The organism is Brevundimonas sp. GW821-FHT12E07, assembly GCF_058807035.1.
Window position 1 is genome coordinate 945,276 of sequence record NZ_JBXAQH010000001.1, and the last position, 12,026, is coordinate 957,301.

At 67.4% G+C, this 12,026-nt stretch carries 11 protein-coding genes; 2 read left to right on the plus strand and 9 right to left on the minus strand.

Annotated elements, in window-relative coordinates; all coding sequences use genetic code 11:
• Nucleotides 1-20 precede the first annotated feature (20 nt).
• A complete protein-coding gene (locus AC1ROD_RS04670; RefSeq protein WP_492947085.1) occupies nt 21-2,306 on the minus strand; it encodes a TonB-dependent hemoglobin/transferrin/lactoferrin family receptor in 2,286 nt (761 codons plus the stop codon).
• A 147-nt stretch (nt 2,307-2,453) separates the two neighbouring features.
• Here AC1ROD_RS04670 and AC1ROD_RS04675 point away from each other — a divergent pair, with 147 nt between their 5' ends.
• Nucleotides 2,454-2,951, plus strand: a complete 498-nt coding sequence (locus AC1ROD_RS04675) for a hypothetical protein (protein ID WP_492947086.1) — start codon at nt 2,454-2,456, stop codon at nt 2,949-2,951.
• A 22-nt stretch (nt 2,952-2,973) separates the two neighbouring features.
• Here the strand turns inward: AC1ROD_RS04675 and ychF are convergent, their stop codons facing one another.
• From ychF to AC1ROD_RS04715, 8 genes are all read right to left on the minus strand, one after another.
• Nucleotides 2,974-4,074, minus strand: coding sequence for a redox-regulated ATPase YchF (gene ychF / locus AC1ROD_RS04680; RefSeq protein ID WP_492947087.1), 1,101 nt, complete (start codon nt 4,072-4,074; stop codon nt 2,974-2,976).
• 71 nt (nt 4,075-4,145) lie between these two features.
• Nucleotides 4,146-4,622 (minus strand): copper chaperone PCu(A)C, encoded by a 477-nt coding sequence (locus tag AC1ROD_RS04685; RefSeq protein WP_492947088.1) that lies wholly within the window; start codon nt 4,620-4,622, stop codon nt 4,146-4,148.
• A 12-nt stretch (nt 4,623-4,634) separates the two neighbouring features.
• On the minus strand, nt 4,635-6,695 hold the full coding sequence (locus AC1ROD_RS04690) for a TonB-dependent receptor family protein (protein WP_492947089.1): 2,061 nt from the start codon (nt 6,693-6,695) through the stop codon (nt 4,635-4,637).
• A 71-nt stretch (nt 6,696-6,766) separates the two neighbouring features.
• Complete coding sequence (locus AC1ROD_RS04695; RefSeq protein WP_492947090.1) at nt 6,767-7,174, minus strand: DUF2946 family protein; 408 nt, start codon at nt 7,172-7,174, stop codon at nt 6,767-6,769.
• 49 nt (nt 7,175-7,223) lie between these two features.
• A complete protein-coding gene (pth, locus tag AC1ROD_RS04700; RefSeq protein WP_492947091.1) occupies nt 7,224-7,829 on the minus strand; it encodes an aminoacyl-tRNA hydrolase in 606 nt (201 codons plus the stop codon).
• A 78-nt stretch (nt 7,830-7,907) separates the two neighbouring features.
• Nucleotides 7,908-8,594, minus strand: coding sequence for a 50S ribosomal protein L25/general stress protein Ctc (locus AC1ROD_RS04705; RefSeq protein WP_492947092.1), 687 nt, complete (start codon nt 8,592-8,594; stop codon nt 7,908-7,910).
• A 150-nt stretch (nt 8,595-8,744) separates the two neighbouring features.
• Nucleotides 8,745-9,836, minus strand: coding sequence for a hypothetical protein (locus AC1ROD_RS04710; protein WP_492947093.1), 1,092 nt, complete (start codon nt 9,834-9,836; stop codon nt 8,745-8,747).
• An 89-nt stretch (nt 9,837-9,925) separates the two neighbouring features.
• Nucleotides 9,926-10,858: a ribose-phosphate pyrophosphokinase gene (locus AC1ROD_RS04715; RefSeq protein WP_207868428.1), complete on the minus strand. Its 933-nt coding sequence runs from the start codon at nt 10,856-10,858 to the stop codon at nt 9,926-9,928.
• 281 nt (nt 10,859-11,139) lie between these two features.
• Here AC1ROD_RS04715 and AC1ROD_RS04720 point away from each other — a divergent pair, with 281 nt between their 5' ends.
• On the plus strand, nt 11,140-11,967 hold the full coding sequence (locus AC1ROD_RS04720) for an outer membrane protein assembly factor BamD (protein ID WP_492947734.1): 828 nt from the start codon (nt 11,140-11,142) through the stop codon (nt 11,965-11,967).
• Nucleotides 11,968-12,026 lie beyond the last annotated feature (59 nt).

Genomic DNA, 12,026 nt, shown 5'->3' on the forward strand with positions numbered 1-12,026 from the left:
CGCATCATCCTCCGTGACGCTTACAGACGCAAGGACAGAGAGATGCCGACGTTGCGGCCCGGCTGGGTGTAGGCGTCGACCACGGCCGAGGACGCCGCCACGCCGCGGATGTCGCTCCACCAGCCGTACTTCTCGTCGGTGACGTTGAAGACGCCGACGCGGGCGGTGACCTGTTCGGTCACGTTCCAGTATCCGGTCAGGTCGATCAGGGCGAACTCCTTGCCCGTCAGACAGCCGCTGGCCGGGGCGGCGTTGTAGCAGCTCAGGCCGTTCGTATCGGCGTTGTCCTTGTGCGCCGACCAGGTCAGCAGGCCTTCCACGCCCCAGACGCCGGTCGGGGCATTGTAGCCCAGACCCCAGACCAGCTTGACCGGATCGATGGTCGACAGCGAGCGGGTCACGCCCGCGTCGGTCTGGTCGCCGTCCGCCCAGGCGCCGGCGAAGCGGGCATAGACGCCGTTGTCCCAATCCAGATTGGCGCGAGCCTCGACGCCGTGAACCTCGACCGAGGAGAAGTTCACATACTTGTAGATCAGCGGGTCCGCAGGGGTGCCGGCGCCCGAGACGACCTGCTGGGAGATGAAGTCGTCATAGTCGGACTGGAAGCCGACCAGCTGGGCGCTCAGACGGCCGTTCAGGGCGTTGATGTCGCGGAAGCGGACGCCCAGCTCGACGCTCTGGCTGGTTTCCGGATCGAGATCCGGGTTGGGCTGGGAGGTGTAGCCGAAGGCCAGGTTTGCAAAATAGTTGTTCACCTGGCTGGGCGTTGGGGCCTTGAAGCCCTCGGCGACGTTGGCGAACACTTGGAACTGCGGTGTGGCCTGCCAGACGACGCCCAGCTTGGGCGAGACGTGGCTGTCGTCCTGATCGGCGCGCGTGCCGATGTAGAGCGGGTCACTGTCGGTCGACAGCTCATAGGCGTCGTACCGCACCGCCGGGATCAGGCGCAGGGCGCCGCCGGCCAGAACGATCTCGTCCTGAACATACAGGCCCGCCAGGGTATAGTCGGTCTTGGGGAAGGGGCTGGTCGGGAAGGTTTCGCCGGTCGGCGGCACCGTGCCGTCGCGGACGCCTTCCTGGGTCGTCTGCGACCAGTCGCCGCCGAAGGTCACGCGGTTCTCGAAGCCGCCGCCAGCGCCAAAGGTCTTGCGGGCCCAGGCCGAGGCGCCGAACACCGTGTTGTTGAACTGGTTGTCGCGGATGCGGTCCGTGCCGACGCGGTCTTCATAGGTATACTGGCGGGTCGTGGCGTCCTGGCCGTAGATCGAGACCTGACCCTGATCCAGGCCGAAGCTGTCGGAGAAGCGCCAGTCCAGACCGATGCGTTGACGCTCGGTGTTGTCCCTGGCGGTCAGGCCCAGAACCGCCGTGGCGGCGGTCGGTGCGGTGGCGGCGACGGTGCGGGCCGTGCGGCCGCTCAGGACGTCGTAGGACGACTCGGACTGATAGCCGTCATAGGTCAGGCGCAGGCTCTGGTTCGGAGCGAAGTCCCAGACCAGCTTGGCCAGCAGGGCGTCCGACTGGTTGTCCTGCGGGTTGGCGATGGTGCGGTTGGCGTAGGTGACGCCGCCGGTGGCGGTGATTTCCTCGCCGGTCGCGTCGCCGTTGGTCTCGGTCTCGGACGAGTCGCGGCGGGTGTAGGCCAGCAGGCCGGAGACGGCGCCGGTGCGGCCCGCGAAGGCCAGGGCCTCGGTGAAGCCTTCGTCCGCGGAGTTGTAGCCGACGCGGGCGCGGGCGGTGAAGTCGCGGCCTTCGGTCAGCAGGTCCGACGGATCCTTGGTGGTGAAGCTGACGGCGCCGGCGACGCCGTCCGAGCCGTAAAGGGCCGAGGCCGGGCCGCGCAGGATCTCGACCGACTTCATCAGGTCCAGATCGGAATAGCCGCCGCGGCCGACGCTCTGGGCGCCGAAGACGAAGCCGTCGGGCTGGCGCACGCCGTCAACGACGATCAGGACGCGATCGCCGCCGAGGCCGCGGATGGTGAAGCCCTCATTGCCGGCGCGGCCGGCGGTGCCGAGCGCGGCGCCGAAGCGGGCGGGCTGGCTGACGACGCTGACGCCCGGCTCGTACTTCACCAGGTCCTTGATGTCGGTGAACAGCAGGCGTTCGATCTCGGCGGAGGTGTAGACGCTGACGGTGGCGGGGACCTCGTCGACCGGGGTCGCGGTGCGGGTGGCGACGACGGTCACCGGCGCGACCGGGGTCGCCTGGTCTTCCGGGGCAATCGGGGCTTCGGGCGCGGCGGCCCGGGCCGCACCGGCGGCAAGGGCGGCGAGCCCGGCTGTGATCATGAGGAGGTTGCGCATTTTTATGGTCCCGCTTGAGAGAGGGGGCGCAATTACTGCGAACGACTATCAGAATCAACCGCAACAGATGCAGGGTCTTTGCCGGGGCCGTGAACGGCTACGCTCCGGACGCGTTGGGCTGCGATGAAACACGCGGTTCCTTGTCTGATGCTGGCGGGTTTGGCGGGTCTGGCCGCCTGCGACCGGTCGCGGGTCAATCCGCCGACCGAACCGGCCAAGGCGATCACTTCGCCGATCGTGGATGCGACGGCGGAGGCGCCGTCGGACTCGATGGCTCCCCTGATGCCGGGCACGGGGCCGACGAGCTTCATCGGCCGCTGGAGCGCCGATCCGGCGCTATGCGCCGCGCCTCAGGGGACCAGACGCCCGCTCGAGATCACCACGATGCGTTTCGAAGGCGAGGAGGGCGGCTGCGACATAGCCCATATCGATCAGGTCACGGGCGGCTATCAGGCGACCCTGTCCTGCCCCGCGCCGACTGGCCGCCATGTTGAGCGGGTGCAGATGTCCGTCGTCGGCCAGACGCTGGATCTGACCTGGGTCGACCGGGGCGGCCCGGACGGGACGCCCCGGTCGGTCAAGCTGCTGAAATGCACGACCCTGACCGACACCTCGCAAAAGGCCCCGGGGTTGTCGCTGCCCTGAATTCAGATCTGAATGCGGCGGCTCAGCTGAACAGGAAGTTCATCACGTCGCCGTCCTTGACGACATAGGACTTGCCTTCGGCCCGCAGCTTGCCGGCCTCGCGCGCCTTGGCCTCGCCGCGCAGGGCGACGAAGTCTTCGTAGGCGATGGTCTCGGCGCGGATGAAGCCCTTCTCGAAATCCGTATGGATGACGCCGGCGGCCTGGGGCGCGGTGTCGCCGATATGGATGGTCCAGGCGCGCGCCTCCTTGGGGCCCACGGTGAAGTAGGACTGCAGACCCAGCAGGGCGTAGGCTTCGCGGATCAGGCGGTTCAGGCCCGGCTCGGACAGGCCCAGGCCTTCCAGGAACTCCGCCTGCTCTTCGGCGTCCAGCACGGCCAGTTCGGCGTCGATCTTGGCCGAGATGACCACCGACTTGGCGTTGTCGGCGGCGGCGCGCTTGGCGACCAGATCCGACAGCTCATTGCCCTTGTCGGCCGAGCCCTCGTCGACGTTGGCGACATAGAGGGCGGGCAGGGACGTCAGCAGCTGGAGCATGTGCCAGGCCTTCATGTCTTCCTTGGACACTTCCGGCAGGGCGACGCGGGCGGGCTTGCCGGCGTTGAGTTTCGACAGGGCCAGATCGACCAGTTTGAGGCTGAGCTGGCTTTCCTTGTCGCCGCCCTTGGCGCGTTTCTCCATCTGGACGCGTCGGCGTTCGAGGCTTTCGAGATCGGCCAGCATCAGTTCGGTTTCGATGATCTCCAGGTCCGAGATCGGGTCGATACGGTTCTCGACGTGGGTGATGTCGTCATCGACGAAGCAGCGCGCCACGAAGGCCACGGCGTCGCAGTCGCGGATATTGGCCAGGAACTGGTTGCCCAGGCCCTCGCCCTTGGACGCGCCGCGCACCAGGCCGGCGATGTCCACGAAGGTGATGCGCGACGGAATGATCTCTTTCGAGCCCGCGATCTCGGCCAGGGCGTCCAGGCGCGGCTCCGGCACGGCGACGTCGCCGGTATTCGGCTCGATGGTGCAGAACGGATAGTTGGCGGCTTGCGCCGCCGCCGTCTTGGTCAGGGCGTTGAACAGGGTGGACTTGCCGACGTTGGGCAGGCCGACGATCGCGACTTTCAGAGCCATAGGATTCCTCGAAGAAGGCGCGAGCCTTTAGACGGTTCGGGACCGTTTGTCAGGCTCGGCCTTCAATCACCTTATTTGGGCTGGCGAACCGGCGCCTGGACCGTCATGGCCGGGGTGTCCGAGAAGGTCAGGGTCAGGGGCACGGCCGAGCCCTCGACCAGCGGCCCGGTCAGGCCCATCAGCATCAGATGCTTGCCGCCGGGCTTGAGCTCGACCTTCTCGCCGCCCTTGAGCGGCAGGCCGTCGGCCATCTCGGACATGTTCATCATGCCGTTCGCCATGGTCATGTCGTGGACCATGGCGTTGGCGGCCATCGGGGTGGCCACGCCGGTCATGGTGTTCTCGTGCGACGACTTGATCGTCAGATAGCAGGCGCCGGCCTGGGCGCCGTTGGGCGTGGGCCGGCACCAGGGATCGGTGATCTCGACCGTGGCCTTGACGCCGTCCGTCTCGATCGAGGCGGTGGTCGAGTTCTTCTTGCCCTGATGGCAGGCGCCCAGGGCCAGAACGGGGGTCAGGACAAGCAGGGCGATCACGGTCGGTTTCATCGTCATTCCTCCCTAATAGGCCAGTCGGAGGCCGAGGAACAATGACCGACCTTCACCGGGGAAAAACACCGCCGTGGAGGCGACCCGGGCGTCGGTCACTGCGCTGAAGTTCGAGACATAGCGTTCGTCGGTCAGATTGCGCAGGTCTACGAAAAGATTGACCCCCTCCGAAACGGCCCAGCCTGCATTGAGCGAGGTTACGGCGTAGGACGGCGCCTTCAGGGTGTTCTGATAATCGACCCAGCTGTCGGCCATCGACCACTCCAGCGAGGGGGCCACGAACCAGCCCTGTGCGGCGTCATAGCGCAGCTCGGCGCGGTACAGATGAGGCGGAACCACCGGCAGGTCGTGGTCGCCATAGACCTTGTCCCCGTCGAAATGGAAGTTGGAGAAGGCATAGGTCTGGCGCAGCCGCCAGCGGGAGGCGAAGCGCCAGTCGAGGCCGGCCTCGATACCCTGATGCACGGTCGGTCCGGCGTTGAAGGTCGCCGCCGGAATGCCCGCCGCCGCATTGACCACGAAGTTGAGCAGTTCGTGATCGAGCTCGGCCCGGTAGGCGGAGACATCCCAGGTGAAGGCCCCGCGCCTGCCGCGCAGGCCCGCTTCCCAGGTCACCGCCTCCTGCGGAACCAGAGGCTGGAAGCCCTGGGTGGTCGGCGACAGGGCCGAGAAGTTCGGCGGCTCAATCGAACGGGTCACGTTGGCATAGGCCTGTGTTCCACCGCCGGTCTGCCACAGCAGGCCGAGGCGCGGGGCGAACCAGTCGTATGTCCTGCCGGTGGTCAGGTTGAAGGTCGTGGTGACGCCGGGCAGGGCATAGCTTTGATAGTCACGCTCGGCCCGTCCGTATGAGCCACCCGCGACCACGGCGAGGTGTTCGGTGACGAACAGCCGGCCTTCGGCGAAGACGTCCAGGCCCGTGGCGTTCTGACGGCTTTGGGCCATATGGGCGCCGTGCGAACCCGCGAGGTTGATCCACTGGTTGGCGTCCAGATCGCCCGAACGGTACGAGATCCCGTAGAAGGCGTCGGCCGCCTTGCCGAAGGCCTGTCCGGTCCAGTCCAGACGGCCGAAGACACCGTAGTTGCGGCTCTGCTGGTCGACGACCTGGAAGATCGGGTGGTCGAGGTCCTTCCAGGTCCCGTAGACGCCGCCCTCGAAGACCGTCTCGTCATTCAGCCGCCAGCGGGTCTGCAGGGTCGAACGGATCGAGGCCATGTCGCGCTGATAGGCCATGGCCTTGTTGGTCGGATTGGCGGTTTCCGGCTTCGTCAGGGCGTCGGACAGGGAGACCGAGCCGGGAATTTCCTGATGGACGTATCCGCCTGAGACATAGAGCCGGACCTCGCGGTCCTCGCCGAAGCGGCGGCCGATGTTGAGCGAGCCGTACTGCTGCTGTCCGTTCGACTGGTCGCGCCAGCCGTCGGCCTTCTGACCTGTGGCGGCGGCGAAGACGTCCCAGTCGCCGTAGGTGCGCGCCACCTCGGCATGGGCGCGCAGCGTGCCGTAGGAACCGCCGTCGATCCTGAAGGCGTTCTCGGCGCCCGCCGTGCGGCCGGTGGGCGTCACCAGATTGATCGCCCCGCCCAGCAGGGCGCCGCCGAAGCGCAGGGCGTTTCCGCCCTTGTAGACCTCGGTGTAGCGGGCGATCGACGGGTCGATCAGCTGGAAGTCGCCGAAGCCGTCGGCCTCGTTGAACGGGATGCCGTCCTGGGCCAGCAGGGTCCCGCGATTGTGGCTGGAGTTGCCGATGCCCGAACCCCGGATCGACAGGCGGATGTCGCCGCCCCACTTCTTCTCGGCATAGACGCCCGGCACGTCGCGCAGGACGTCGGCCAGGTTGGGCGCGAAGCGGTCACGATAGGCCTCGGCCGCGACCACCGCGACGGCCCCGGGGGTGCGCGACAGCCGGGCGCGGGTCTCGGCGACCACCGGAGGGTCCTCGGGATTTCGGGCGGCGGTGACGATGATCTCGTCGAGTTGGGTAGGCCGGTCGGCAGTTTGAGCGAAGGCGGGGCCGGCAAATGCGGCGAGCAGCAGGGCGCAAGGCGCCGCGGTGGTCTTGAGAGACATGTTTTCTTGAGGTCCTGAACAGGAATGAGCGGGCGCACGAGGGCTCGCGCGCGGTCGGCGTCAGTCGGGGTTCAGGCTTGGGGCGGGGCGGTCGAGGGCGGGCGCGGCGGGGCGCGGGCCGGCGGCGTCGGGCGCGAGGCTTCGGCGATGAAGACCGAGGCCGGACGGGTGGTCGGAGCGGCGGCAGGCGTGACCAGCGGCGGCGCGGGCAGGGCGACCGACAGGGCCAGCAGACAGGCGGCGCATTTCGCCCCCATCATGCCCTTGCCGGGCTCGGACTGGCCCTGCTGATCGAAGCCGTCGACGTCGACGGCGATGGTCTGGGGCCCTTCGGCGGAACAGATGACCAGCGGATGGCCGGGCGTGGAGGCGGCGAGGGCCGCGAACGGCATCAGGCTGCCGAACGTGATCGCGAACGTCGCGGCCAGGAAGGCCAGCGAGCGCCGGATCGACCAGTTATCGGCCTGGGAGCGGTTCACCTGCGACGCCTAGCGGGAACCGGGACGGCAGGGAAGGGGACGGACTGTCCTACTCGCCGCGCGCCTGCTGCCGGGGGCTGAATTTGGGCGCGGGGGCCAGGCGCATGACCTCGCCCTGGTAGCGGTCGTCCTCGCCGGCGACGGCGAAGGGCAGGGCGTCGGCGCAGGCCTGGAGCAGGGCGTCCAGCCAGGGTTGTTCGGCCTTGTGGAAGTCGCCCAGGACGTGGGGCATGACCAGATTGGCCTCGCCGGGATGGCCGATGCCCATGCGGGCGCGGCGGAAGTCGGCGCCCAGATGGCTGATCAGGGAGCGGATGCCGTTCTGACCGGCCGCCCCGCCGCCCTTCTTCATGCGGAAGCGGCCCGGCGCCATGTCGATCTCGTCGTGGAAGACGATGATGTCAGCGGGCGCGATCTTGTAGAAGCGCGCGGCCTCGCCGACGGCCCTGCCGCTCTCGTTCATATAGGTCTGCGGTTTCATCAGCAGGATTTTGGTCCCGTCGACCTCGCCCTCGGACACCACGGACTGGAACTTGGCCCGCTCGGGACCGAAGCGCCAGCGGCGCGCGATCTCGTCGGCGGCCATGAAGCCGATGTTGTGTCGGTTGTTCTGGTATTTTGGGCCCGGATTGCCGAGGCCGGCGATGATGATCATGCGGTCAGGTCCGGATATGGAAACGGCCCATTCCAGCGAAGGAATGGGCCGTTCCGAAGTTCAGGTCTCGTGAGAGGCTTAGCCTTCCGAGGTTTCGCCTTCGGCGGCGTCGTCCGACTGTTCCGAGGCGGGGACTTCGTCCGCGGCGGCTTCGGCGGCGGCAGCGGCCTCTTCTTCTTCGTCATGGGCGGCCGAGATGGCGGCCGACGAGGTCTTGATCGAGGCGATCACAAAGTCGCGGTCGGTGATGGTCGGGGTCACGCCGGCCGGAACCTTGATGTCCGAGAAGCGGATGGTGTCGCCCAGCTTGTGGCCGGCCAGGTCGACGATCAGGTCTTCCGGGATGTGGTCGGCCTGGACCGAGATCTCGACCGAGTGACGGACGATTTCCAGCGAGCCGCCCTGACGGAAGGCGCCGCACTTGTCTTCGTTGATGAAGTGCACCGGCACTTCGATCTTGATGGTCTGGGTGGCGTCGACGCGCATCAGGTCGAAGTGCAGCGGACGGTCCGACACCGGGTCGAACTGGACGTCCTTGGCGATGACCGGCTGGGTCTCGTCGCCGTACTTCAGCGTGACCAGGTGGCCCAGCAGCTTGCCGGTGTACAGGTTCTTGCGGAAGTCCTTCTCGTTGACCGAGATGGCGACGGGGGCCTTGCCGCCGCCGTACAGGATGCCGGGGACGGCGCCGTCACGACGGGCGGCGCGCGCGCCGCCGGTGCCGGTGTTTTCGCGGACGTCCACGTTCAGAATGATCTCGGCCATCTGGCTCGCCTCAACAACAATAACGCCTGCGCCAACCTGTGGCCCGCGCGGCGGGGTCATCAACCCTCGAATTCAAGAGCGCGGGTCATTACACGCATCGGACCGCAGGCGCAACCGCCTCGGGCCGACTCCGTAAAGACTCTTCGGCGATCAGTGCCCGGCGGGCGCCGAGGTCTGGTTCAGGGCGGCGGTCGTGCCCGGTTGCGGCAGGCTGACGGTCGGCGCGGGCTGGCCGGTGGTGTCGGTCGGCTCGGTGACCGTGATGATGGCCGTGCGGGTCGAGGTCGAGGCGCAGGTGGCCAGATCGCGCACGATGTGGCGGCCGACGCAGAACATGTCCTCATAGCTGGGGCGCGACGCCGCCAGGCACTGATAGAGGTTGAGCTTGGACATGCTGAGGCAGAACTCGCTGCCGGTCTCGATCGCGAGGGCGTCGGTGTTGGCCCTGGCCTCATCGCCGGCGGCGCCCAGGGCGGCCAGGGCGGCGATGGCCAGGGCGTTGGCCACGGCGGGGGTGTAGGGCGCGCGAATCGGCGCCGATGAGACGTTCAGGCCCTGACCCGAGTTGCCGGCGGCGAAGAGCCGGGCCGATTCCTCGGCCGAAGGCAGCATCCGGCCTTCGGAAATGGTCTTGGCCTGTTGCAGCCGCACTTCGCGGTTCGGGATGGGGGTCACGGCCCAGCGGCGGCGCGGGTCCTGGCGTTCCTGGATCGTGTAGGCATCGCCCTCCACCGCGTCGGCGATCGTGGTCAGGGCGGTGATGTCCTGGCCCAGGGTCGAGATGATCAGACCGGCGGCATAGTCCGCGCCCGGCAGGGTGGCGGCGTAGGCCGGGTCGTTGATGATGGCGGCGATGACCTGGCGACGCTGGGCGGGGTCGACGGCGTACTGGCGCACGCCCATGACGAACTCGGGGGACTGCAGGGCCAGGATCGAGGCGTAGGCGATCATGCCGCGCGACAGCTGGGCGGGGTCGTAGGCGGCGCCCTTGCGCATGGCCTGCTGAATCGATTCCGCGTCGGGGAAGCCGGCCCGGATGGTGCCGACGTCGCGGATGAAGTTCACATAGATCGACGCGGCTTCGGCGACGCTGGCGTTCAGGGTCACCGGCGGCGGCGGGGCGATGGCGGGCGGCGGGGGCGCCTCGACGACGACCGGTTCGGGGGTGGAGCAGCTGGCCAGCAGGCCTGCGACGGCGGCGGCGGCGATGACGGCGACGCCGCGACGGAAGACCAGAGACATCGAGGCTTTCCCCACAAGAACACAGGCGTCGCGGGGGACGCCCCTTACTCAGGAGGGGTTATAAAGCCTTCGAAGTGGTTTTCCGACTGTTAATCGAAGAGCTTCGAAACCGATTCCTCGTTCGCGATCCGCCGGATAGCTTCACCGATGAGAGGTGCGACGGGCACTGTGCGAATCTTGGCGCAGGTCAGGACCTCGTGCGGCTGTTCGATCGAGTCCGTGATCACCAGCTCCTTGAGCGGGCCGTCGGTGACGCGCTTGACCGCCGGGCCCGACAGAACGCCGTGGCTGATATAGGCCGAGACCTCGGTGGCGCCGGCCTCGATCAGGGCCTTGGCCGCGTTCACCAGGGTGCCGCCCGAATCGACGATGTCGTCGAACAGGATGCACTGGCGGCCCGAGACGTCGCCGATGATGTTCATCACCTCGCTCTCGCCCGCCTTGGGGCGGCGCTTGTCGACGATGGCCAGGTCGACGTTCAGCCGTTCGGCCAGGCTGCGGGCCCGCACCACCCCGCCGACGTCGGGCGAGACGATCATCAGGTTTCCGCGCGGATAGTTTTCCTTGATGTCCTGGGCCAGCACCGGGGTGGCGACCAGGTTGTCGGTCGGGATGTCGAAGAAGCCCTGGATCTGGCCGGCGTGCAGATCCATGGTCAGGACCCGGTCGGCGCCCGCGCGCGTGATCATATTGGCGACCAGCTTGGCCGAGATGGGCGTGCGGCCGCCGGTCTTCCGGTCCTGCCGGGCATAGCCGAAATAGGGCATGACCGCCGTGATCCGCTTCGCCGAGGCCCGCACCAGGGCGTCGATGCAGATCAGCAGCTCCATCAGGTTGTCATTGGCCGGATAGGAGGTCGACTGAATGACGAAGACGTCCTCGCCGCGGACGTTTTCCTCGATGACCACGAAGACCTCGTTGTCGGCGAATCGCTTCACCTGCGACTTGGTCAGGGGCATGTCGAGGTGGTCGGCGATGGCCTGGGCGAGTTGCCGGTTAGAGTTGCCTGCGAGCAGCTTCATCGCCGGTCATCCTTTCGCCGTCATCGGACCGCCAATGACGCCTGTTCAATTCTCGCGCTCCTTTACCAGCGCGCCGGACGGGAGCAAGCCGTATACGGTCGATTTCAGCCTTAATGGGCCGATTTGGGCGGATTGGCTTGGGGCCGGTGGCTGGTATAGAGGTCGCGGTCATCACCGGGGGCGGTGCACGTTCCCTTCAGGTCCGGCGTGTCATGAGGTCTTCTTTGTCTGCTATTTCGGCGCTGTCTTCCCCGGGTTCCGCCCGGTCGCCGCGCGCGCGTCTGTCGCGCGCCGGAACGATTCTGCTGGCCGCGGCCCTGACCGTCACCGTCGCGGGCTGCCAGGGCAAGCAACGGCCGAAGCTGGCCTATGAGGAGCGTCCGGTCGAACTGCTCTACAACACCGGCTACGACCGGCTGCAGAGCCACCGCTGGGCCGACGCCGTCGACTACTTCCAGGAGGTGGAGCGCCAGCACCCCTATTCGGAATGGTCGCGCCGCGCGATCCTCATGCAGATCTACGCCTACTATCAAGACGGCCAGTACGCCGACTCGATCGCGGCGTCGGACCGGTTCATCCAGCTGTTCCCGGGCAGCCCCTCGGCGGCCTACGCCTTCTATATGAAGGCGACCTGCAATTTCGAGCAGATCGTCGATGTCGGTCGCGACCAGGCCTATGCCCAGGCCGCCCTTGACGGACTGAAGGACGTCCAGCGCCGCTATCCGCGGTCGGCCTACGCCACCGACGCCATGGTCAAGATCGACATGGTCAATGACCAGCTGGCCGGCAAGGAAATGAACATCGGCCGCTACTATCAGCGCGCCAACCAGCCGCTGGCCGCCATCGGGCGCTACAAGGCCGTCATCGACAACGACGCCTATCAACGCACCTCGCACACGCCGGAAGCCCTTTATCGTCTGGTCGAGGTCTATCTGACGCTGGGCCTGAAGGACGAAGCGACCCGCAACGGCGCGGTCCTGGGCTTCAACTATCCGGGCAGCCCCTGGTACGCCGAGGCCTATGCCCTGCTGACCGAACAGGGCGCCAAGCCCGAGACGGCCCCGACGGGGCAGCGCGAAGGCTGGCTGCACCGGCTGATCCCGGGCTGATCCTGTCGCGGGCTCTGTTCCGTATTGGTTCTGCACGGCTATAGAGGGGGCTTGATGTC